18 protein-coding genes are annotated in these 23,241 nt (G+C 40.8%); 9 read left to right on the forward strand and 9 right to left on the reverse strand.

Annotated features, from left to right (window positions below; all coding sequences use genetic code 11):
• Positions 1 to 218 precede the first annotated feature (218 nt).
• From OQE68_RS06705 to OQE68_RS06715, 3 genes are all read left to right on the forward strand, one after another.
• Entirely contained in the window at positions 219 to 674 is a 456-nt protein-coding gene (locus OQE68_RS06705; protein ID WP_180570823.1) for a hypothetical protein, read from the forward strand.
• A 405-nt stretch (positions 675 to 1,079) separates the two neighbouring features.
• Positions 1,080 to 1,370, forward strand: a complete 291-nt coding sequence (locus tag OQE68_RS30770; protein WP_180570861.1) for a thymidine kinase — start codon at positions 1,080 to 1,082, stop codon at positions 1,368 to 1,370.
• 140 nt (positions 1,371 to 1,510) lie between these two features.
• Positions 1,511 to 1,705, forward strand: coding sequence for a cold-shock protein (locus OQE68_RS06715; RefSeq protein ID WP_266195557.1), 195 nt, complete (start codon positions 1,511 to 1,513; stop codon positions 1,703 to 1,705).
• A gap of 419 nt (positions 1,706 to 2,124) precedes the next feature.
• Here the strand turns inward: OQE68_RS06715 and OQE68_RS06720 are convergent, their stop codons facing one another.
• From OQE68_RS06720 to OQE68_RS06755, 8 genes are all read right to left on the reverse strand, one after another.
• The gene (locus tag OQE68_RS06720; protein ID WP_180570113.1) at positions 2,125 to 3,180 is read right to left on the reverse strand and encodes a LacI family DNA-binding transcriptional regulator; all 1,056 of its coding nucleotides are present in this window, start codon (positions 3,178 to 3,180) and stop codon (positions 2,125 to 2,127) included.
• Positions 3,181 to 3,417: 237 nt separating this feature from the next.
• Complete coding sequence (locus OQE68_RS06725) at positions 3,418 to 5,055, reverse strand: alpha-glucosidase (RefSeq protein ID WP_180570114.1); 1,638 nt, start codon at positions 5,053 to 5,055, stop codon at positions 3,418 to 3,420.
• Between the two features lie 11 nt (positions 5,056 to 5,066).
• Positions 5,067 to 5,909, reverse strand: a complete 843-nt coding sequence (locus OQE68_RS06730; protein ID WP_434801431.1) for a carbohydrate ABC transporter permease — start codon at positions 5,907 to 5,909, stop codon at positions 5,067 to 5,069.
• A 176-nt stretch (positions 5,910 to 6,085) separates the two neighbouring features.
• Entirely contained in the window at positions 6,086 to 7,057 is a 972-nt protein-coding gene (locus OQE68_RS06735; RefSeq protein WP_180570116.1) for a carbohydrate ABC transporter permease, read from the reverse strand.
• A 135-nt stretch (positions 7,058 to 7,192) separates the two neighbouring features.
• A complete protein-coding gene (locus OQE68_RS06740; RefSeq protein WP_180570117.1) occupies positions 7,193 to 8,467 on the reverse strand; it encodes an ABC transporter substrate-binding protein in 1,275 nt (424 codons plus the stop codon).
• A 428-nt stretch (positions 8,468 to 8,895) separates the two neighbouring features.
• Complete coding sequence (mepA, locus tag OQE68_RS06745; protein WP_180570118.1) at positions 8,896 to 9,801, reverse strand: penicillin-insensitive murein endopeptidase; 906 nt, start codon at positions 9,799 to 9,801, stop codon at positions 8,896 to 8,898.
• Positions 9,802 to 9,963: 162 nt separating this feature from the next.
• Complete coding sequence (locus OQE68_RS06750; protein ID WP_180570119.1) at positions 9,964 to 10,803, reverse strand: 23S rRNA (adenine(2030)-N(6))-methyltransferase RlmJ; 840 nt, start codon at positions 10,801 to 10,803, stop codon at positions 9,964 to 9,966.
• A 175-nt stretch (positions 10,804 to 10,978) separates the two neighbouring features.
• Positions 10,979 to 12,172, reverse strand: a complete 1,194-nt coding sequence (locus tag OQE68_RS06755) for a putative manganese transporter (protein ID WP_180570120.1) — start codon at positions 12,170 to 12,172, stop codon at positions 10,979 to 10,981.
• Positions 12,173 to 12,584: 412 nt separating this feature from the next.
• On the opposite strand from OQE68_RS06755, the gene rho reads away from it, so the two are divergent.
• From rho to OQE68_RS06770, 3 genes are all read left to right on the forward strand, one after another.
• A complete protein-coding gene (gene rho / locus OQE68_RS06760) occupies positions 12,585 to 13,535 on the forward strand; it encodes a transcription termination factor Rho (RefSeq protein ID WP_180570121.1) in 951 nt (316 codons plus the stop codon).
• A gap of 146 nt (positions 13,536 to 13,681) precedes the next feature.
• A complete protein-coding gene (locus tag OQE68_RS06765; RefSeq protein WP_180570122.1) occupies positions 13,682 to 13,876 on the forward strand; it encodes a hypothetical protein in 195 nt (64 codons plus the stop codon).
• 1,084 nt (positions 13,877 to 14,960) lie between these two features.
• Positions 14,961 to 17,147 (forward strand): M14 family zinc carboxypeptidase, encoded by a 2,187-nt coding sequence (locus OQE68_RS06770; RefSeq protein WP_180570123.1) that lies wholly within the window; start codon positions 14,961 to 14,963, stop codon positions 17,145 to 17,147.
• 61 nt (positions 17,148 to 17,208) lie between these two features.
• Here OQE68_RS06770 and OQE68_RS06775 read toward each other — a convergent pair whose 3' ends face one another.
• Positions 17,209 to 17,853: a hypothetical protein gene (locus OQE68_RS06775; protein WP_180570124.1), complete on the reverse strand. Its 645-nt coding sequence runs from the start codon at positions 17,851 to 17,853 to the stop codon at positions 17,209 to 17,211.
• A gap of 423 nt (positions 17,854 to 18,276) precedes the next feature.
• Here OQE68_RS06775 and OQE68_RS06780 point away from each other — a divergent pair, with 423 nt between their 5' ends.
• The 3 genes from OQE68_RS06780 (at position 18,277) to OQE68_RS06790 (ending at position 23,120) form a co-directional block, all read left to right on the forward strand.
• Entirely contained in the window at positions 18,277 to 18,870 is a 594-nt protein-coding gene (locus OQE68_RS06780) for a TetR/AcrR family transcriptional regulator (RefSeq protein WP_180570125.1), read from the forward strand.
• A gap of 109 nt (positions 18,871 to 18,979) precedes the next feature.
• Positions 18,980 to 20,041, forward strand: a complete 1,062-nt coding sequence (locus tag OQE68_RS06785; RefSeq protein ID WP_180570126.1) for an efflux RND transporter periplasmic adaptor subunit — start codon at positions 18,980 to 18,982, stop codon at positions 20,039 to 20,041.
• Entirely contained in the window at positions 20,019 to 23,120 is a 3,102-nt protein-coding gene (locus OQE68_RS06790) for an efflux RND transporter permease subunit (protein WP_180570127.1), read from the forward strand. The genes OQE68_RS06785 and OQE68_RS06790 overlap by 23 nt, the downstream gene beginning before the upstream one ends.
• Positions 23,121 to 23,241 lie beyond the last annotated feature (121 nt).

Genomic DNA, 23,241 nt, shown 5'->3' on the forward strand with positions numbered 1-23,241 from the left:
ATACACACAATACTATTGCAACATTTTATTTGAATACATTTTAGGTCTATCAAACAATATTCAACTTAAATTCACTAATACAAGATGCAAATATCTGCTATATTTCTCATCGATCGAAATTAATTAGTAGATTATTGACATAGTTTGTATAAAAGACAAGTAAGAGCTATACCCAAAGCGAAGGGTATATACCGGTCATTATCTTAAAAGGGAATATTATGAGTAATGCCAGAGCTTTAAATTCAGGCCAAGTTTTACTTCCTACAAATCCACAAGATAAAAAAAACATCAACGAAGGGCTAGTTAGTCCAAATAACCAATTTCAACTTCAATACCAGAACGATGGAAATATTGTCCTTTATGAACAACTGAGTAAAGCCCCTAGAGAAGTAGTTCAAAATGGTGGCACAAACCATAAAATAACGCCAGCAACATCATATGCAATTGTTGCAGGCAATAAAGACCTAGATGGAAAATATAATGGACGGTTAGTGATTGTTGATAATGGAAGTGCATTTTGGTATACAGATGCACAAGGGCCTAACAATTGTAATCTGTATTTAAATAACGATGGGGCTTTATACTTTGCTTTATCAGAAGATGGCAGCAAGACTATAGTGGATATTGCTAAGGGAACCTTTGTCAGCTCCGAAAAAAGAGCTAAAGCTAGCTAGTTTTTAGTATAAACACGACTCTACTTTTGAATCAGGAATGGATTTTTTCCATCCTGATTCAATTGTACGACAGTAATTGTTACAATCCTTAGTGTTAACTCCGCTCTAATCTGTCATATATCCTTCTGCCCAGTGACCTTTGCTAGCTTCATGTTCAGCGATATAGAATCCACTTTCTGCACCATCCTGAAGAGGATTAACTAACTTCTGAAAGTTCGAAAACCCCGGTTGATAGATGAAAAAAAATCCATACCCCTTGTCCTGTATATTAAAGCTATTTTTCATCATAAGCGTTAGAGTGTCTAATGTGAATCTAATAATTTAAAAGCCATGGGGTTCCTGCATACTAGCTGAAGGGACACACTACAACGTTGTAAACAGGTTAGCTTTTGCCTCCAACGTTGTATTCTTGTAAGGAGTGAGGTAGTAAATCAGCTCCATATTCCAGTCCTATTCTATGGGCTATGCTATGGGCTAAGAACCGACTTTCAGGGGGATTTATTTGAGGGCAGCCGCTATCTACTTGCTTGGGCGGAAAAGCTTTCTGAGTTAAAAGCAGCTTGTCATTGTGGCAGCTGGCGGTACGTACAGATGCAGACGGGCAAGTCATCACCGACGGCTCATACAGATGATTCCCTCAAAGGGGTGGCTATAGCTGAATCTCGTCAAGGTGCTTCTTGTGAGTGGCTTGCTTGAACTCCGCTTTGTGCTGGTTGTTGGTTAAATAGCTTTGGAAAAGACCAGTTACTATTGTTGTAAAAATTGTCGAAAACATTTGATTTATTATTAATTACCCCCTATAAATCACTCTGGACTCACATGAATAAGAGAGAAAAATGAGCACAGGCAGAGTTAAATTTTTTGATTCAACCAAAGGTTTTGGTTTTATTACTCCAGACGAAGGTAAAGACCTATTCTTTCATATGTCAGAAATTCAAGGCCAAGAGCCCCGCGACGGAGATAAAGTAGAGTTTGAAGTAGGCCAAGGTAAGAAAGGCCCATGTGCTGTTAATGTTCGTGTTGCTGGATAGTGCAATGTAACTCACTGACAGCGGGTGGACCGTCTTAAAAGTCGCTAACCAAATAAACTGATCATGTAATGACAGCGTCTGCCCGTTGCAATCTGGTCGAGCTTTTAGCACTTCATAGCACCCTATTTTATGAATAACCGTAGTTGAATGATAAGCTACGTTTCTAGACTCAACATAAAACGCTACGACCAACTAAAAGGTTGTCTTCGAGGATAGAGGTAAATATTTTTGCAACAAGTATATTATGCGACTTATCTACCTGCTGCTTCTGTTTACAACCATGCAATAGACATACCCAAGAAGTCTACTTGAGTACCACAAAGAACAACACCAACTCCATTTAAAAACACAGTTTTCTCCTTGTAGTATAAGATTTCTAGAACATTCGTCACTGGGCTCCAAGTTGATATTTTTGCTACTCAACAGCTCTCACGCTTCACCACCTCAATTGGCAATACTCTCTTTTGTTCTATGGGTGCAAGGCCCGGTAATAACAGGTTAGCTGTTACACGCCCCTTTTCTACAAATGGCTGATGGACTGTGGTCAAGCCTGGATGGCAAACTGTTGCTTCAGGAATATCATCAAAGCCAGCAACGCGTAGTTCAGAGGGTATAGCTATCCCTAAATCTGCTGCAGCTTTGATAGCAGCCAGTGCTACTCGGTCACTCATACATAATAATAAATTCGGCTTGGTTTCAGCTGACAATACTTGCCTGGCAGCTTCATAGCTTATCTCTGCTTCGTTGACAGGGATACTCCATATTTGCTCTGGTGTAATAATCATTCCAGCTTGCTGCAATGCAGCTAAATAACCATCTAAGCGTCGACTAGAGATTGAGCGGCTAGCATCAAGCAGCGGCTTGCCAGCAATATTAGCCAATAGAGGCTCATCAATCAGCCTTAGCCCTAGAATAGCTACACGACAGTCTTCGCTTTGTTTCACTCCATATTGAGCGATATCAAATGCGCCTTGAAAATTATCAATATTGACCGATGGATAATCCCTATAATCAAAGTCAACGGTAACAATTTTTTTATGTTGACGCTCAAGTCGCTCAAGCACAGTGGCGTTACGAGGTTCACCATAAACGATAAAATAATCCGGTACCGCTTCAATACTAGGTTTATGATATGGCGCTTCCTTGCTGGAAAGCAGTAACATACTGACGTGTTGTTCATCAAACACCTCAGCCAAACCACTCAAAAAGCCATGGGCAACAGCATCATTAAAGTTATATCGCAGCGGATCTGACAACATTACTCCAACAATACCTGTTTCCCCTGTTCTTAATGCTCTGGCAGCAATATTAGGACCCGTATAACCCAGCTGTTCACACTCAGTTAAAATTTTATCTCTTAATTTAGCCGACAGTTGATCAGGGCGATTAAAGGCGTTCGAAATAGTAGCTGTTGAAACACCTAAAATTTTTGCCAGATCTTTAAGGGTTAGCTTCTTTACTTCTGCTCGAGGCATGCATATTACACCTTCTATTTTATTTATACCCTTCACGAATGATTGCTAAGACTTTTTATCATCATTTCAATCAGCTATTATTTATCGATTCATGTGACTTTAGTCATTTGATGGTTACATCTAAAAGCCATTCGTACAGGGCATATGTGACATTAATCAATTCGGCGACAGTTATCTTCAGTTAGTGTAAAGCAGTTTTACAACTAACTGAAACTTTAAATACCCGTGAAAAAGATCTTAAAATAACTGGCCAAAGAACACCTGATAAGGCGGTAAAATCAACTGATCATTCTCATAACGCGCCTTAAAACCATGTCCAGCCAATTCCTCAATATTTGCTCCTGATTGATCATTAATAACTGATAGGGGTATCGTTAAGGTATCTGCGGTTAAGTTAACAGCTACCAACAATTGCTGGTCTGAATGATGTCGCCACCAAACTAAAGCCTCACCCGTATCTTCAACCAGTTTTATGGTGCCAGCACGCAATGCAGGCTGCTGCTGCCGCCACTGAATAAACTGTCGGATAAACTGATAACATGAATTAGGATTCACTATCTGCTCACTAACAGCTAAAGGAAGATGCTGTTCTACAATCGGTAGCCAAGGCTCTGCCTGAGAAAACCCAGCATTTGTCGCATTTTGCCGCCAGGGAATAGGTGTTCGGCAACCATCACGTCCCTTAAACTCCGGCCAAAAAGGAATACCATAGGGGTCTTGAATTGCTTCAAATGGCACATCGGCTTCTGGCAAGCCCAGCTCCTCTCCTTGATACAAGCAAACACTACCACGCATGCTCATTAACATCGCCAGACTTACCTGAGCAAAAGCTTGGAATGGATGACCTTCACCCCAGCGAGTTACACTACGCACAGTATCATGATTACTCAACGCCCAACATGGCCAACCATCACCGATTTGCGCTTCAAGCTGACTAATCACTTGTTGTATATAGGCAGCATCATGCTGGGGGTTTAATAGGTCAAAGGTATACGCCATATGCAACTTATTACCACCAGAGGTATAGTCAGCCATGACTTGCAAGGTATCATCAGCCCCTATTTCACCAACCGTTGTTGTGCCAGGGTATTGATCCAGTAGCTGCCTCAGCCTAACAATAAAATCCACATTTTCTGGTTGGCAAATATCATATACATGCCGTTGGAATGAATAAGGATTGTCTGGCCGCACCCCAAGTGATTTTTTTGCACCTTTGGGTAGCGGTGGGTTATCTTCTAAATTTTTGCTATGCACATAAAAGTTAACAGTATCTAACCTAAAGCCATCAACCCCCAAATCCAGCCAGAATTTTACCTCCTCTAACATTTGCTGTTGAACCGCTTCATTGTGAAAGTTTAAATCGGGCTGGCTCGCTAAAAAGTTATGCAAATAATACTGGTGGCGGCGAGAATCCCACTGCCAGGCAGAACCACCAAACAGCGACAACCAATTATTGGGTGGACTGCCATCAGGCTTCGCATCCGCCCATACATACCAATCAGCTTTTGGATTGGTTTTATTTTGACGACTTTCCTGAAACCAGGCATGTTGATCCGAAGTATGGCTTAACACCTGATCAATTAATATTTTTAAGCCTAGCTGGTGGGCCTTTTCCAGCAGCGCTTTGAAATCGTCAAGATGGCCAAACATGGGGTCGACAGCCCGATAGTCAGACACATCATACCCAAAATCTTTCATGGGAGACTTAAAAAAAGGCGAAAGCCAAATTCCATCCACACCTAAACTAGCAATGTAGGGTAGCTTTTCAGTAACGCCAGGCAAATCACCAATGCCATCATTATTACTATCAAAAAAACTACGTGGATATATCTGATAAATAATAGCCCCACGCCACCAATCAGTATTTTGCTGCATAATTTACATTCCTAACCTTTAACGGCACCTGCCGTTAATCCAGATACGATTCTTCGTTGAAAAATAAGTAATAAAATAATTAAAGGAATAGTCACTATCACCGACGCAGCCATAATATTTCCCCATGGTAATTCATGTTGAGAACTGCCGCTGATAAGTGCAATAGCAACGGGTACTGTTCGCTGATCATCAGTTAACGTAAATGTCAGCGCAAATAAAAACTCATTCCACGCAGCAATAAAGGCTAACAAGCCAGTGGTAATGACAGCAGGCCAAATTAATGGCATTAAAATTTTAACTAGCGTCGTCCAGGGGGTTGCGCCATCAATCAGCGCTGCATCTTCCAACTCTTTTGGCAACTGCCTCATAAAAGTGGTCAATACCCAAACCGTAAACGGCAAGGTGAATAATGTATAAGAAATTACCAGGCTTAATAGATTATTATATAAATCAAACCAGCGAATTACTTCAAATAAACCAGCCAACACCGCTACCTGAGGGAACATCGACACAGCTAGCACAATAACCATCAACGTACGTCGGCCTTTGAACTCAATGCGTCCTAGTGCATAGGCAGCTGTCACTGCCGCCAATAATGAAATACCCACCACCGCACTAGCCACTAACACAGAGTTGACTATTGACCATAAAAAACTGTCATTGGTCAACACACTTTGGTAATTAGTCAACTGGATTTTATTTAACAATAAATCAACACTAAACAACTCACTTTTACTTTTTAGGGAAGTCACTATTGCATAATAAAAAGGGAATAGTGAAAACACCGTTACTACCAGTAAAAACAAGTAAAAAAATATTTTATAAATTATTGTTTTTAATTTACTCATAGCAATACCTCAACGTGGTATTCTTATAACCTGTATTTAAGCACAACAAAATCTTTATACCCACAGTGAAGGATAGTTTAGGCGAGGCTATCAAGTGATGAAGCCCCAGGAGCTTATGTATAATAAGTGACTGGGGTGAAAAACGAAGATAACAAAGCATAAACATCATTCGCGAAGGGTATTTACTTATCCATTCCCACTTGTTTCCTTCCTAAATATAAATACACCAAGGTAATTAAAGCAATTATAAAGAACAAACAAGTTGAAGCTGCTGAGCCATACCCCACATCTTGAAATGCTACCAACTGTTGACGCGCAAATACTGACATTGACATGGTATCGGCATTATTCGCCGTTAACACATAAATCACATCAAATACTCTTAATGCATCCAATGCTCTGAAAATAACAGCCACCATAACAGTAGGCGCCAATAAAGGTAAGGTCACTCTGAAAAATAGTTTTAATGGTGGAATACCATCAATTTTGGCAGCCCGATAACAATCCGTTGGTAACATTTGTAGGCCAGCAAAAATAAGCAACGTCATAAATGGCGTGGTTTTCCATACATCCACAATAATCACTGCCCATAACGATAAATCCGAGTCTGCAGTCCAAGCCAGTGGTTTTTCAATCAAGTCAGCTGAAACCAGCAAATGATTGATTACACCGAATTGGTCGTGGAGCATCCACCCCCAAATTTTAGCAGAAACAATGGTAGGAATAACCCATGGAATTAATACCACCGTACGAAAAATAATACGCCCAGGAAATTGTTGATTTAAAGCCAAGGCAATCAATATTCCCAGCACTAACTCTATACTAACGGACATTACAGTAAAGAATACGGTATTCCAAACCGACTGCCACCATTCACCATCCGTTAATAGCCCATAGTACTCACCCTCTTCGTAAGAAAGGTAGTTACCAAAACCAATCCACTCAAACTCATCCAAATTCGCTAAACTGGCATCAGTAAAACTAAACCAAATAGTCCTTAATAGAGGCCATCCTGCCACCATCAATAACAAAATGATGGTTGGTATCAGAAAGGCCCAAGCATACAATACCCGTTGCTGTTGAGCAGACAAGTTTTTTGGCAACAATGTTAATGTCCGTTTGGGCACTTGTTGTTTAGCAAGCGACTGTTCCATAGCTATATACCCTTCTCGAATGATTTTTAGGGTTTGTTGTCATCGCTCTTCACCCCAATCATTTATAAAACCATAAACTCATGAGGCTTCATCGCTTGACGGCCTCCCCTAAAAACCATTCGCTTTGGCTATAGCTTAATTCCACTTCTTACGCTTTATTCGTTTTAATTTCTTTTCTAACTTTTTAAGCGCCTGTTTGGGGGCCTCTTTACCCGCCAACACATTGTGCACAGCATTAAAAAATAAGTTACTCACCTGATTATATTTTGACTTGGTTGCTGTGGATGGTCGAGCGACACTTTGCTCCAAGGATTTAACTAAGGTCTTAGCCACCGGGGCTGCAGCAATCACCTCTTGATCCTCATACAGGCTTTTAATTGTGGGGTTGAAGGCCCCTTTTAATAATCGTTGTTTTTGAATGTCATAACTGGTTAAAAATAAGGTTAAATCAGCCGCTAGTTTAGGGTACTTTGAGTATTTTGAAACTGCCAGTTGCCAACCACCTAATGTAGATGCATGCTTTCCTTCAGGACCTCCTTTTGGCAGCGCAACAATTCCCACTTTACCTTTGATAGCGCTTTCTTCGCCCTGAGCTAACGCCCAAGCATAAGGCCAGTTACGCATAAATACAGCATTGCCAGACTGAAATACTCCCCTGGCTTCTTCTTCAGTATAATTCAAAACCCCTGGCGGAGAAATTTGCCCAACCCACTGTCCAGCTAGCGAAAGTGCTGATTCAGCTGCTTTTGAATTAACGGTAATTTTTCCATTATTATCAACAATTGATCCACCATTATAACTAGAGAGCCATTCTAAAGCGTTACAAGTCAACCCTTCATATGCACGCCCTTGCCAAACATACCCCCAGAGCTGTGCATTTCCTTTTTCATGCTCTTGGTTTTGGATAGTTTTCCCAATATCCGACAGTTGTTGCCAAGTAGTAGGGACCGGCTGGTTATATTTTTCAAGCAAGTCTTTTCGATAGTATAAAAATGCTGTATCGACAAACCAAGGCATAGCCACTAATTTACCACTGACCGTATTATTTTCGACTAATGTTGGAAAATGCTGTTTTTCTACGCCTTTGGTGTAGGGTGATAAGTCTACTAAGTGATTAGCCAACAACCCTGGCCAAATAATATCGATTTGAAACACATCTATATCACTGCTTTTTGCAGAGAATATTTGCTGGTATAACGCCAACCTTTCTGTTGATGAGTTGGGAGTAGAAATAACCTCCACCTGATGGCCGGTTTTTTTAGTCCACGCTGATACAGCCTCTTTACATAAAGACAGTTCTGCACCAACAGCCCCACAAGAAATTGTTAATGTTTGACTAAAAGCGATTTTTGCTAAAAGTAATAGTCCGAAGGACAAACCACCAGATAAGCAGCGAGCTATCGTCTTCATGGGCAACTCCTAATATTTGTTTTTTTAAGCCCAGTCCTACACCCACAACAAATTAGCCTTGTGCGCTTAGGACTTCCTAACTTTTTTATAATTATCTTATTTATGACAGTTGAGGATTTCTCTTTATTTTGTTTGTTAGTTTTTACATACACATAGACGACTTTTGTAACCAACCTTATTACTTGAGAGCACTCTAATATTTAAAACCCTACAAATTGGCTATCTAAATCGTTTAAGATAATTTGAGTGTAACAAACCTATAACAGATCATTCAATAGGCTTTATGAGAATGGCGACAAGTTTGCCGCAAGTAGAAAGGTGAAAGGTGGGAGATGTTATTAAAGTTGCACTAAAACCAGTTTAATATTCTTCGCGAAGGGTTATTTATACCCCTAATGCTATAAAAACCATTCGCGAAGAATATATTATTAATGAAAGTACTTAGATTTAGCTCTAAATATCTGGCTACAGGCTTTAGGCAGCTTCACTTGCTTCCAATAAGGTAGCTTTGGTTTGGGCTTCACTGGCTTTTTACTTGGTTTCTTTTTGGGGGCTGGTTTGTGTTTAGCAAACCACCAATCTAATGACTTATCACAACCACTTCCTTTGGGTATCGGCGCTTGCGATTTACACTGCGGGCTATCAGCAGGGCATTTCATCCGTACATGAAAGTGATCGGCATGGCCCCACCAAGGGCGAATTTTTCGAATCCAACCATCATCTGCGCTGCTTTTAGTTTTACATAGCTGCTTTTTGATCGCAGCATTCACAAAAATTCGATCCACTTTTGGATTAGAGGCTGCCAGTTTTAGCATTTGCTGATGGTTATTACTCCATAGCCTAGGCTTAACTGTACGTCCATTCGCAGTCACTAATGAATAAGCTCCCAACGCTTCACGCTCATGCAATGATAAAGGCCGGTCCTTTTCCAGGTTATACCACAGGTCAGCATCTAAGCCGTTTTGGTGACTTCGATGACCACTGACAAATGGGCCTCCTCTAGCCATGGACAAATCACCTACCAACAAAGTACCGACATTATACTCAGCCATTCCACCTGCCAGACCTGTAATAAAGTCAACCAGGTCTGGGTGGCCATAAAATCGTCCACGCGTTAGCCGCATTACCTGATAACCCTTACCATTGGGCGGCAAGGATTTACCACCTGCCAAGCAGCCTGCCTGATAGGTACCAATTGCTTGCGCTGGCGCATCATTCGGTATGGTAAGCTTGGTCCAGAATGGGCTTTTAGCCGCCATTGATAGAGGCGAAAAACAACCAATTGCACTGGCTAGCGTCATCGTTACTAATTGTCTACGTGAATTAAACATCATCCACCATTTTAATATTGCATACTTTATGAACCTTATGACTGGGACAAACATCCTGTCAAGCAACGCCTGAGTTGCTTTTATTAAAAAGCGACAAAGGTTTGTTTAACCATGTTTATTTAAGGGCAATGCCAATTCCAGGCCACATCACAGCTGTATTCTCTCTCAGTCCAGTCCATGGGAGTTCAAACTGATTTTAGCAGCAGAGTCCTGCCCCAGCTGTTGGAGTAAAAACGGCAAACATTGTCCCAACTGTTCATTTAGTCTCCATGGTGGATTAATCACAAACACGGCACTGCCAAACATCCCACCTGAGCTAGCATCCTGCACCTGCAAGCTAGCATGAAGGTAACGACCAGCAAGCTGCTTGAGTTTGCGCTCCATGGTTTGTATTTCTGGCCTGGCCAGTAACGGGTACCAAAGTAAATAGACCCCTGTTGGAAATCGTTTAAGCGCTCTTTGTAATGCAGTGATGGCCAACTGATAGTCTTGTTTAACTTCATAAGGAGGGTCGATAAGTACTAGCGCACGCCTCTCTGGGGGAGGAAGAATAGCTGTTAAACGCTCAAAACCATTTTCCCGTTGCACTCGAATACGGCGATTACCTTTTGCCCAATCTTGCAACAGCTCAAAGTCTTTTGGGTGCAGTTCAAATAGCTGGAGCCGATCATCAGATTTGAGTAAATGTTTGGCAATCGCAGGAGACCCAGGGTAGCACTTTAATGAACCGCCAGGGTTATGCGCAGCCACAACCTCAACATAGCGTGCCAGTGGCTCAGGTAAACTTCTCTGCTGCCAAAGCTTACTTATACCAGTTTCATATTCTGTATTTTGCTGAGCATAGCCTTGGAGTAATGCATACATCCCAGGACCGGAGTGAGTATCAATGTAGCACAGTGGCTTATCCTGCTTTTGCAGTAAGTGGTCCAGAGTCAAAACTTCTGTTAGATGCTTGAGCACATCGGCATGGTTGCCGGCATGAAAGGCATGGCGATAACTGAGCATAAAGGCGCTTCACTTTCCAAAAGCGCCATTCTAATAGTGCCAGCTTGATAAAGCACCATTCCTGGTGCTTTCTACCTTTCTACCTTTCTACCTTTCTACCTTTCTACCTTTCTACCTTTCTACCTTTCTACCTTTCTACCTTTCTACCTTTCTACCTTTCACAAAGAGTATATTGTTACTCAAAGATCGCGAAGTAGCTGTAAGCCGCAACCAGTGCAGGGATAGTTGAGTACAGGGTTGCCATTACCGCTGCTTTGGGAGCTAAGGCAATGGCTGGAAAAAGCGCATCACCATCATTACTGATTGCATTCCCTACCTGTGCTGACATTGGCACTGCACCACCGATATACAAGCTGGTTACTAATATTTGTGGACCACAACCAGGCAACAAACCTATCACTACCCCCATCAAAGGCATAATAGGAGCCCAATTCGCAAACAGCGCGGCTAAATTAATATCAAACCAATACACAACCAGCTCAAACATCAAGAAGGCAGCAATTACCCAGCTTGTTACAAAGTTAGTATCCTGTGCTACTCGTTGAAATAGCGCCACGTTATTAGCTTTTGGGTCTTCCGCAACCGCTGACTCATAGCTGGTCACTTCCCGTGTTGTTGCCCACAACAGAATGGCAATCATTGCAGCAGCAGCTCCTAACCCAGCAGAAGTCCCTTCAGCGAAGCCAAATAACTGGTCGGTATCTACTTGGAATGAACCCAACACCGCAAATGTCATGGCAGGTAATAACATCCACTGCCAAAATTGACCCTGCAACTTGATTATATTTCGATTACATAGATTAGCCTTATTACAACTGGCTTGAGCAGGCCGCTGCTTCAGTTTAGGTCGCATAAAATCCTCACCGTGAATTTTATCTACCAATAATCCAGAAACCAGCCCTACTCCAAAGCCTAAAGCGATAATGAATAAACCATCGGTTGGCTTGCTTGCCAGTAACAGAAAAGCTGCATCTCCCATAGTTGCAGTCAATACGGCAACTACCCCACCAAAACTCAAGTTGCCTTTAACATATTGAGTAACAACAACAATCGCACCACCGCAACCAGGCAACGCCCCCATAAATGCAGCAAACAACACTTGCAATGTATTACTACCAGCTAGTTTTTCCTGAAAAAAACCATTCTTATCGAAACGTTCGGTTAAGTAGTGAAATAGTGCCAAGGTGGCAGCCACATACGCAGCTACCTGCCAAAAGGCATCGGCCAATACCCCAATGGTTAATTCTCTTGTATTTTCGGTAAGCAACAAGGCAAATAAAACCACTGGCAACAATAATCGCTTATTAGTTAACTGCCAGCCTTGCTGAGCGAATGAAGTACGTAACCCTTGTTGTAACTGTATGAACATCACCAGACCTCCCCTACACACCATATCAACAGTGTAAGGAAAGCCGGCCGATAAATTAAAATAATAGATATTATCAAGTAAATAGTTATTATCTATGACCAATCCTTGAGCACTCAGCCTTTACGCAAAAGTTATATTTAGCTCCCTTTGGGAGAGGGCTGGGGTGAGGGTGAAGGGTTTTTAGAGCTAACGTACCGCTGTGAGGCTAGCAATAATAGCATCAACTGCATCCACACTTGGTGATTAGGAACCGAGATAACAACACTTTGAGGAAAATTATTTACCTCTGCCTTAGCTTAAATGTCAGAATGACTCTCATAACGACGAAAAGCACATACGCCTTAACCAAGTGTTATGAACTACTATAAACACGGCGAAAACACTTATTTTTCTAGAGTTAAAAACCTATATCATGACGAAAAAAATACTACGTTTGAAGGTGAAAAGAAATAAAGACACCAGACAAGAAGGTGAAGTAGTACAAGACATATCTCATAATGACCCACAAAGGCGCTTTTTAAATGGTGTAGCCATCAATCCTACACAATGCATTCGCTTAGAATTAGGTTCTCAGCAGCTCACCACGCGAGCGATTGATTTGATCTCACCAATTGGAATGGGGCAACGAGGCTTGATTGTTGCTCCACCAGGCTCCGGAAAAACGACCATTTTAAAACATATTTGCCAAGCAGTGGGGAAGGCTTACCCTGAGATAAAACTTTATGCGTTACTCATTGATGAGCGACCAGAAGAAGTAACTGATTTTAAGCGCAGCGTGCCAGCACAGGTACATGCTTCATCCTCTGATGAAAGTTATGAGCAACACGCACGTGTGGCCAATGACCTTCTTAATACCGCTCTTCAGGAAGCTGGTGAAGGTCACAATGTCATGATTGTTATTGATTCTCTAACAAGGCTAACACGAGTACATAATGCAGGGAGAAAGAGTAGCAGTCGTACCATGTCTGGCGGGATTGATGCTAGAGCCATGGAAATACCACGAAAACTGTTTGGCGCTGCCAGAAAGATTGAGAATGGAGGGTCACTTACCATTCTAGCAACCGTACTCGTTGATACTGGAAGCCGGATGGATCAGGTGATATTTGAGGAGTTCAAAGGCACAGGTAATATGGAAATTGTTTTATCACGGGAAGTTGCGAATCAGCGAATTTTTCCCGCGCTGGATATTGCTAAAAGCAGCACGCGTCGTGAGGAACTTCTTCTAAATACGAAAGATATTGCAAGGGTAAGAGTTTTACGAAAAGCACTCACGAGCCTTAAACCTGTAGAGAGTGCAAGGAAACTTGTTGAGTTACTTGAGGAACACCCAACGAATGCAGAGCTGCTGAAAAGCAATAAATAGCTTAATGCTGTAGTTTAAAAAACCCTCTGTACTCAAGCACAGATACTAGAGCAATTAGCGGCCTGCTTTTTCTTCACTACCAGGGGTCGCTAGCTTTATTGGAGAGGCTGACTATTCTTAATTTATCCAATAGGAGTAGGTAAATCATGCCACGCAGAAAAGAGCAACACACATCAAGCCTTCAAGACCATAAAAAAATTGAAGAACAAACCTCTGAGTTCCTAAAATCAGGCGGAAAAATAACAAAGATTCCTTATGGTGCTAGTGGTCTACCAAGTATTACTGATAAAAATAAATCACTCTATGGAAGAAATATAAGAGGCTCCATTTTTCTAACTTAGCTTTCAGGATGGCAGCTTGCTTAAAACACTTCTTACTTATTCATCACGCCCCCGTCACCAATAATATTCGCATACGGCTAGCAACCTTTATCCAATCCTAATGCTTGTGCTAAGCAATCGGGTTGCCAGTCTATTAAGCAAACCATTAAATTACCCTGATGCCTGCTTGTTTGCTGGCTTTGCGGACCTCTAACCTAAACCCAGCAATAAACTTGTTGTTATTTTGAACAGTCAGGCGCATACTCAGCTAGTTCCGTTGATGGGGTTGCCGCCAAGCCTTTTTCATCCTCACAGGCGTTAATAGTCTTGCTGGCAGCCCTATTAGCTTCATTTCTAATAACTCTTCTTAAACTTCTTATAACTGTAAACATGTTGATTTTTTGATCAACCTTTAGCATCCTCAGTAATGGTTGATAGGGGTATCGCTGAGCCGCTTATGCCCTGCCAGGAAAAGAAGCTTTACAGCAATACCCCTATTAGCCGCCAATCCATACTGCCTAAGCCCATTAGTAGCGATCCTTACTGAACCCCCAGAAACTAATTTTCTAAATACTCAATAGCCCTAACGTCATGCCTACCAACTCCGCTAGATGCTGGGAAACCAAGCGTTTATTGATCAAAACTGGTTTCACCATTTACAGAAAAATAAAATACCCTTTTATATTCATATATAAAGAAAAGCGCAAACATGACTAGCAGTAATAGAACATGTATAAAGGTAATCAAAATATTCATAAAGGATATATAATCGGCACAAGAAATATAAAGACATTGCTGCTACATCAGACATTTCATAAAATGATTTTTCATAAAAACTCAGACATTTTACAAAGTGTATTGTTCTCAGTGAGAACAATACACCAGTTCTTGCATTTTTGCATCACAAAAACCAACAAAAAAATATTTTAACAATTTATTTAATGACATAGTTAATAACTTAAATAAGCTCAGCAACCTATAATCTTGCCAACGGTCGACACGTTATTTATTTGACTGCTATTAATAATTATTCAAGTTCAACCAGTCGCCATACTTCCGCATAAAAAGCAGACTACTTTACTACTAGATTAAAGTAAGGAATTCCATGTTTAAAAATACACTTACCTCATTAATAGGTGTAACCTTAGGGATTATCGCCCTTCCCACTGCTGCTACTAATAATGAGCATAATTCTGAAGCCATCATCTTTATAGATCAAGAGCAGGCAGCGCTCAGCACTATTTATAAAGTCACTTTTGACAGCGAAGAAATCTATAATAAAGCTAAAATAAGCTTTCATGGTCAAATGTTAGAATCTCATGACAAATCGTTTAGTTTAATTTTAGACTTATCCCAGGAAGAAAAACAAAGATTAATCGACACGGCCAAACAGCAAGGTTTTAAAGCTGATATCAAAAAAGCCACTCAGTGGATTAAAAAAAGAAATCGCGAACTTGAGCAAATAAAAGAAAAAATGCAACAACCTTCTCTTTCTTTACGCTCAGGTTTAGATGAAAACGCTGGTGGTATTCCTGGCTTTCAATGCTATGAAACCGTTGAAGAAACCTTTACAGAAGCCCAACAAATAGCTAACAAGTTCTCTAATATTGCTCAGTGGCTGGATGTCGGTAACTCCTGGAAAAAAGAGCATCCAGATAATAGTAGTCAAGGTTATGATATCAAAGTGCTCAAGTTAACCAACACAGCCATTAAAGGTGATAAACCCAAACTATTTTTAAATAGTGGACTACATGCCAGAGAATACGCCACCGCCCCTCTGGCATTAGAGTTCGCTCGTCATTTGACCAACAACTATGGTAAAGATGCTGACATAACCTGGATTTTAGATCATCATGAAGTCCATTTTATGCTTCACTCAAACCCGGATGGAAGAAAAATAGCTGAAAATCGTTTAACCAAGTTTCAAAGAAAAAATGCAAATTTTACTGATAGCGGAGGGAGCTGCCGCCCCGTTTATAAAAATGGTATTGACTTAAATCGCAACTTCTCACACAACTGGGAAGATAATATTACTGGCGCTAGTGATAATGCATGTGACGATACTTATCGCGGCTTAAGTGAAGCATCTGAGTTAGAAACCCAAGCCATCCAAAGCTATATGAGAACAATTTGGGAAGATAACAGAGCCCCCAACCGAACAGACAAAGCCCCACTAAATACCAAAGGTATTTTTATTGATATCCATAGCCATGGCGGCCTTGTGTTATGGCCTTGGGGGGATTCAAGTCAAACAGCACCAAATAGCAAGGAATTACAAACATTAGGACGTCGTTTTGCCTGGTTTAATCAGTACTCACCCAAGCAAGCTTCAGGCCTATACCCTACTACTGGCGCCAGTGATGACTTTGCTTATGGTGAATTAGGTGTCGCTGCATTTACCTTTGAACTAGGCAAGTCAGGCACTTTTTTTGAACCCTGCGAATCATTTAATAAAACAGTTAAGCCAGACAACTTAAAAGCGCTGTTATATGCAGCAAAAGTTGCCCGAACACCTTATATGACCCCATCAGGTCCAGAAACACTTGAATTATCCCTCAACTCAGGAAATAGTGAAGTAGAACCTGGAACCCAAGTCAGGCTAACAGCTCGCGCAACCGATGCTAATTTTAACCACAGCAATGGCAGAGAACGCACGCAAAGAATAACTGAAGCCCAATATTCAATCGACACTCCGTTCTGGACTGCAGGCCACACATCAGCTCCACTAGAAGTAACAGGAAGACAAGGTAATATTACTGGTACTATAGATACCACTGGTTTAGAACCTGGACGACACATCGTGTATGTACGAACAAAAGACAGCAGTGGTCAATGGGGGCCTGTTAGCGCCCAGTTCTTACAGATAAAAGAAGGCAATACCACCCCCGATGATGATAATGGCGATAACAACGACAATGGTCAGTATATTTATCAGGATCGCAAAGCCTACGGAATTAAAACAGGTAAATATGAATTCAGTAAAGGACTTGATATACCGCAGAACGCGCCAAATTCAAAATCAGCAATTGTTCGCTTAACTGTCAAGCACCGGGATCATAGCAAGCTAAGAATAGCCTTAGTCAGCCAAGCGACAAGGGCTGGCTACTTTATCATGAGAAATGATGGCGATAGCTCAGATGGCATACAAAAAACCTATACTTCCACCATCCCTGCTAATGTTTTTAATAACTTAAAAGGAAAAAACTGGCAGCTCGCTTTTAAAGACACATCGAATAACTCAGACCCTATCACTGGTATCATTATAGGCTGGTCAATACAGTTTTCTCGTTAATTACCTTTTAATAACACGGGCTATTAAAACGTCATAGTCCGTGTTATATCACAACTGGTTTTTAGACTTTAATTCGATCCTTAGCAGCCAGTGTATCAATATATTTAGTTTGCCCCCAGCTACCATTAAAAGCAGAAAATCCCATTTTTTTCAGTCTTAGCAGGACTTGCTTACCTAATATACATGCAGCCACAAAACGGTGTTGGCCATCTTGTATATATAAAGCCTTATTTCTGGGGTTTTGCCAAACATCGATAATGATTGGTTTAGTGGAAGCGTTAAGATAATGCTTTTTTTGTTCAAGCACATAGGGGATTACAGCCTCCTGAGCAGGTCTAATATCAGGAAAGTCTTCCGGTAAGTTGGATCTTGAAACAATATCCCCTACACCTGATGTATTCATTAACAGCTTATTAAAACTCACACTTTTAAGTCGGTTGCTATTGATAGAAATCAAATCTAACATTATACCTCTAAAAGGGCTTTGTTCCTTAACAGCCCTCACTTTACAAGTATTCTTGCTAGCTACACTTTTAGTCTTATCTTTATATTGATTTACCTTACTTTTTACTAACCCAGAACATTGGTTATTGCTATTTGTATTTTTTCTTGTGGTAGATATTCCCATTAGTTGTTTATTATCAACCGCATTATTATCAGCATAACAGGTATTACGGTTATTAGCAGGGCTTGCTATAGTTAGCATAAACGTCCTTTAAAATATATCCTTTTAGTCATTCATTTAGGTATATCATGCCCCTACTTTTCAGAGCAACCATTTCTTTTATAGTAGTTTCCTCCACCAATTAACGGCTATTTTTAGCTAAGCACATCAGTACCTTTTTATTGAATCCAGCCAAAATAGTTGGATATTTTTTCAGGTACTATTTTGAAAAGTATACTGCTAACGGTTTATTCTTATTTACATAAGTAACAAACATTATTGAGTTTAGTTTTTACTGCTTAAAGACAGCTTCAGCAACCTTGGGATTTGCCAACACAGCATCTAATAGATTAATAACCCCACTACTCTCATAATCCAGTCCTTTACTCATCCTCAAAATTTCATTGACCACTCAGTCGGTGAAACCTAAAATAGACTCTTAGCTCATAATAGTTATGAAAGCATATGTCACTTACACGTAAAGCTTCGGCAGAAATAACCCGGCAAAACATCATTCAGGCGGCCTTTGAAATTGCTGGCGACTCTGGCTATGAGGCGCTGACAACTAACGCACTTATTCAACGGGCAGGCATTGCCAAAGGTACGCTGTATCACCACTTCAAAAATTTAGATGAAGTGGTTTTTGCGGTTATTAGGAAGATCGTAGAAGACTGTATGCAAAGTGTGCCTATTGAACAATTTAACTCTATGCGAGAATACCTTTATGCTGTTGGGCAGTATCAACTTGATTGCTTCTTTCAGGATCCTCGGCTAATCAACACGGTTTACGGCTTTCTACCAAAAGGAATGCAAGACCCTCAATTTCGGTTACTAGCCCAGGAGCTGTTAGATAGTGTTTGTGCCCAGATATCTCCAGCCATAAAGCAGTTTTACAGTAATACAGTCAGTGACGAGAAAGTAACAAGAGCCATTCGAATGGTAGATATCTTCAGTATTGGTTTTGGTGTGCATCAAAGTATTTATCAAGACAAACAGCGTTATCAGGCTATTTGGCAAGACTTTGTTGATATGTTGGAAAGTTACTTAAACAACTCCTGACAACAACATCACAGCATATGGAGATTATGTGCTCGCTCTATTGACCGACCAGTCGGTCGGTGTTACTGTCATCGCAATACAATGATTCTGTAAAATAGCAGGCTTTAATATGAGATTTCTTTTAATCATCCTTCAAGCTTGTATCACTATCAGCCTTACGGCCACAACCCAGTTGAGTTGGTCTGACACGCCTACGTTAGTCAGCGCTAAAACCGTTAACCAACTACAGTTTTATCCAGAGCAATCGGCTCCCGCCAAGGTTGTAGCCCTTAATCAAAGCCAGATACCAGCAGAAATAAATGCTCGGTTAATTCATATGCCTGTTAATGTCGGTGATTTGGTTAAGCAAGGGGAGCTGCTTGCCAAGCTAGATTGTCAACAAACTCAATTTAATCAGCAGTCACAACAAGCCAAGTACGCTCAGTTGCAAAGCCTGCTGGCATTTAATCAGCGTGAGCTTAAACGCAGTGAAAAGTTGGCTCGACAAAAAAATATTGGCGAGGCAGAGTTTGATCGCAATAAAACTAATGTGGCAGATATTCAAGCACAATTACAAGCTCAACAAGCAACTTTAGCTATTGCCAAACTTAATACTCAATACTGTCAAATTACTGCACCTTTTTCAGGCCTGGTAACAAAAAAAATGGCCGACGTAGGAGAAATGCTAGCCATTGGCACACCGGTTGTTGAATTGTTACAAACCAATCAACTAGAAGTCTCCGCCAAAATAGCATTAACTGATGAGCTCACATTCAAACAGGCAAAATCCTACACGCTGAAAGCCAATGGTAAAAAATACCCATTACAATTACGTTCTTTTCTACCATTTATTGAGAACAGCACTCGAAGTCGTGAAGCACGTTTAGTGTTTACCTCTGAAAGTATAATTACAGGCACCACCGGTCGGCTATTGTGGCAAAGTCCTATCCCTCACTTACCTGCTCACCTGTTACAAAAACGTAATGGTCATTATGGCATATTCATAATTCATGATAATAAGGCACAGTTTATAGCAGCTGAACAAGCCCAGGAAGGCCGTCCAATTCCTTTAAGTATTGCCACTGATCAATTAGTGATTATTGATGGTCGCCATGGCCTTGTCGAAGGACAAACCATTAAGCTTATCAACGCCAAGGAGCAGAACAATAATGTGGCTTCGCAGTTTAATTGAAAACCACAAACTGACTAATCTGCTTTTTGGATTAGTGTTATTAATGGGGTATTTAATTTATCAACAACTGCCACGAGAGCAGGACCCCAGCATTAATTTCAATTGGGTTCAAATTACTACCTTGCTACCAGGTGCCTCAGCAAAAGATATTGAAAGAAAAGTTACTGATATTCTCGAAGATTCATTAGAAAAAATTCAAGATATTAAATTTGTTTCCAGCACCAGTCGTGAGGGAGTGTCCAGCATTCTGGTGCGCTTTCAAGATATCAATCAACGCCTTTTTGATAAACGAATGGCTGATCTTCGTCGAGAAATTAATAATGTTGAAGATGAACTACCCGATGAAGTTGAGCGCCCCAATATCGTGGAAATTACCTCTGCTAATGCTTTTCCTACTGCAACAGTCGTAGTAGCAGGTCCTGCTGATGATGAAAATCTACGGCGTCAGGCAAGTATTTTAGAAAACGAGCTAGCCCGCATACCAGGCGTTGATCGAGTACAGTTAACCGGTGAAAAAGACCCAGAAATTCAAGTACGCTTTGATATTGAAAAAATTCAACTATTAAACATATCTCCTGTCACTATCGCTAATTCCATTCGTAATTTTTATACTGATATTTCAGCAGGGAGTGCCCGTATCGGTCTAGATCAGTGGTTAATTCGCATTGAAGGCACCACCACCAACCCTGACGAATTAGCTAAATTACCTATCCTCACAAATGAAGGATCCCTATCAGAAATCCGTTTGGGCGACATTGCAACTGTGGTACAAGCGCGGGCAAAAGCAGACCGGCTGGTTCGTTTTCAAGGTCGTCCAGCGGTTCTGTTTGCCATTATGAAGCAGGAAAGTACTAATACCCTGGAACTTGTTGAGCGCATTAGCCAATTTGTTATCCAAAAAAATACTTATGCTGAAGAGCTTGGTGTTAATATCAGTTTAATCGACGACCAGACGCTAATTACTCGAAATGCGCTTAGCATTATGCAAAATAATGCATTACTAGGACTTATTTTTGTTTTGTTTGTTTCCTGGGTATTCCTTGGATCACGGATCAGCATTCTGGTAACCATTGGTATTCCTTTTACCCTAGCTGGTACATTTATTACCCTGAATATTCTTGATCAAACTTTAAATACATCTGTACTGTTAGCTATTGTCATTGCTCTGGGTATGCTCGTAGATGATGCAGTGGTGGTTGTGGAATCCATTTACAGCAAATTAAGACAAGGAATCACAGGCATTGAAGCAGCCTGGACAGGGTTAACTGAAGTCATCAGCCCTGTTACAGCCTCAGTACTTACGACAATTGCAGCCTTTTTACCACTTATGCTGCTGCCAGGGATTCTAGGCAAGTTTATGATGATTATTCCCTTGGTTGTTACCACAGCGCTTGCTATCAGCTTGATTGAAGCTTACTGGATGCTGCCAGGCCATATTCTCGCCGCCAAAGTGTCATTTGCTAACCCCTCAAAAGTGGATAAATACCGACAAATCTTTATCCATCGATTAAAAGTGTATTACGGGTTTGCCTTAATCAAAATTATGCGCCACCCTATCAAAACCCTGGCTACTTTAGTTCTGTTGTTTATTCTTTCTTTAACTGCGGTAGGCAGTGGCTTAATTAGAATGGATTTTTTTGCCGCCGATACCATCCGCCTGTTTTATATTAACGTCGAAATGCCCACCACCAGTTCACTAGATGAAACCATGGAGAAGGTACTAGAAGTTGAACAATTAGCTTATCGGGATTTATCAACGGAAGAAACGCGTTCTATTGTGAGCTATTCCGGACAAATGTTCACTGAAACAGAACCTCTGTTTGGTGAACATTTAGGTCAAGTACTAGTCAGTTTAAAGCCACCGGCTGATGGCTTACGCAGTGTTGAGCAAATTATTGAAGATATGCGCACTAAAGTTGCCACAGTAGTAGGCGCCACTAATATTTCCTTCTTAAAATTAGCTGGTGGGCCCCCTACCAGTAAACCAATTAGCGTAAAAGTCAGAGGAAAGGATTACACCGAATTACGCCAAGCTACCGATGCACTAAAAGCTTTTATGGCAAAGGACAATCGGTTTAAAGATATCACTGATGACGATAGCCAAGGTCGCAATAGTTTAACGTTAAAATTAAACTACGATGCAATCAATCAATTAAATATTCTTCCTTCAGATATCCATCGTACTGTTAAAATGTTAGTCGATGGTGAAATTGTCAGTTATGTACAGCACGAAGGGGATCGCATTGCCCTACGCTTAAAATCTACATCTGCTGTCAATAATCAATTTGATGACATTGAAGCACTACTCAGACTATCAGTACCCATCGCCCAGGGTAACAATGTCCCACTACGAGAACTGGTCATTGCCAATACAGAACAAGTTAAAGGTAATATCCGCCACTATAATTTTCTGCGAACCATTACCTTAGAAGCAGATATCGACAAACTACAGATTGATACAGTAGCTGCTAATAAACTGATCCAAGATTATTGGCCAACCATTGCTGCAAATTACCCAAATGCTTCATTAGATTTTTCGGGTGAGCTGGATGATATTCAAGAAAGTATTGATGCTATTGGCATGCTTTTCCTACTGGGTATTGGCTTAATGTATTTAATTTTAAGCACCCAATTTCAAAGTTATTTCCAACCATTGATGGTGTTAATAACTGTTCCAATGGCATTTGTTGGGGTAGTGTTAGGCCTGTTAGTTTCTGGTAACCCACTAAGCTTATTTACAATGTATGGCATAGTTGCGTTAGCAGGTATTGCCGTAAATGCAGCTATAGTCTTGATTTCTACCGCCAATAACAACTTGGCCAAAAATATGAGCTTAATGCATGCCACATTTTATGCCGCCAGAAGAAGGATGCTACCCATTATCATTACGACATTGACAACAATTGCCGGGTTATTTTCTCTAGCAGTTGGTTTAGGGGGGCATTCACTAATTTGGTCGCCAGTGGCTACCGCTATTGTTTGGGGCTTAGTATTTTCATCCTTTTTAACATTATTTATAGTGCCAGTGCTGTATCAAATGTCGATGCAAAGAAAATCCAAAAATAAAATATCTTTGTAAGGATATCTACCAACCGATTACGGAAAACCCTTATTAATAACCCCAATAAGCTGGTATGCACAATCATTTATCATGCATATTCATTTAACTAGAATAGCTTCCGACCAAACCAGTCAAACTA

It is taken from the genome of Spartinivicinus marinus, from assembly GCF_026309355.1.
In the GTDB taxonomy this organism is placed as follows: domain Bacteria; phylum Pseudomonadota; class Gammaproteobacteria; order Pseudomonadales; family Zooshikellaceae; genus Spartinivicinus; species Spartinivicinus marinus.

Bases quoted from the DNA above. Each gene is read 5' to 3' on its own strand.
- OQE68_RS06705 (WP_180570823.1), top strand. From the start codon at position 219: ATGAGTAATGCCAGAGCTTTAAATTCAGGCCAAGTTTTACTTCCTACA.
- OQE68_RS06715 (WP_266195557.1), top strand. From the start codon at position 1,511: ATGAGCACAGGCAGAGTTAAATTTTTTGATTCAACCAAAGGTTTTGGT.
- OQE68_RS06720 (WP_180570113.1), bottom strand. From the start codon at position 3,180: ATGCCTCGAGCAGAAGTAAAGAAGCTAACCCTTAAAGATCTGGCAAAA.
- OQE68_RS06725 (WP_180570114.1), bottom strand. From the start codon at position 5,055: ATGCAGCAAAATACTGATTGGTGGCGTGGGGCTATTATTTATCAGATA.
- OQE68_RS06735 (WP_180570116.1), bottom strand. From the start codon at position 7,057: ATGGAACAGTCGCTTGCTAAACAACAAGTGCCCAAACGGACATTAACA.
- OQE68_RS06740 (WP_180570117.1), bottom strand. From the start codon at position 8,467: ATGAAGACGATAGCTCGCTGCTTATCTGGTGGTTTGTCCTTCGGACTA.
- mepA (WP_180570118.1), bottom strand. From the start codon at position 9,801: ATGATGTTTAATTCACGTAGACAATTAGTAACGATGACGCTAGCCAGT.
- OQE68_RS06750 (WP_180570119.1), bottom strand. From the start codon at position 10,803: ATGCTCAGTTATCGCCATGCCTTTCATGCCGGCAACCATGCCGATGTG.
- OQE68_RS06755 (WP_180570120.1), bottom strand. From the start codon at position 12,172: ATGTTCATACAGTTACAACAAGGGTTACGTACTTCATTCGCTCAGCAA.
- rho (WP_180570121.1), top strand. From the start codon at position 12,585: ATGACGAAAAAAATACTACGTTTGAAGGTGAAAAGAAATAAAGACACC.
- OQE68_RS06765 (WP_180570122.1), top strand. From the start codon at position 13,682: ATGCCACGCAGAAAAGAGCAACACACATCAAGCCTTCAAGACCATAAA.
- OQE68_RS06770 (WP_180570123.1), top strand. From the start codon at position 14,961: ATGTTTAAAAATACACTTACCTCATTAATAGGTGTAACCTTAGGGATT.
- OQE68_RS06775 (WP_180570124.1), bottom strand. From the start codon at position 17,853: ATGCTAACTATAGCAAGCCCTGCTAATAACCGTAATACCTGTTATGCT.
- OQE68_RS06780 (WP_180570125.1), top strand. From the start codon at position 18,277: ATGTCACTTACACGTAAAGCTTCGGCAGAAATAACCCGGCAAAACATC.
- OQE68_RS06785 (WP_180570126.1), top strand. From the start codon at position 18,980: ATGAGATTTCTTTTAATCATCCTTCAAGCTTGTATCACTATCAGCCTT.
- OQE68_RS06790 (WP_180570127.1), top strand. From the start codon at position 20,019: ATGTGGCTTCGCAGTTTAATTGAAAACCACAAACTGACTAATCTGCTT.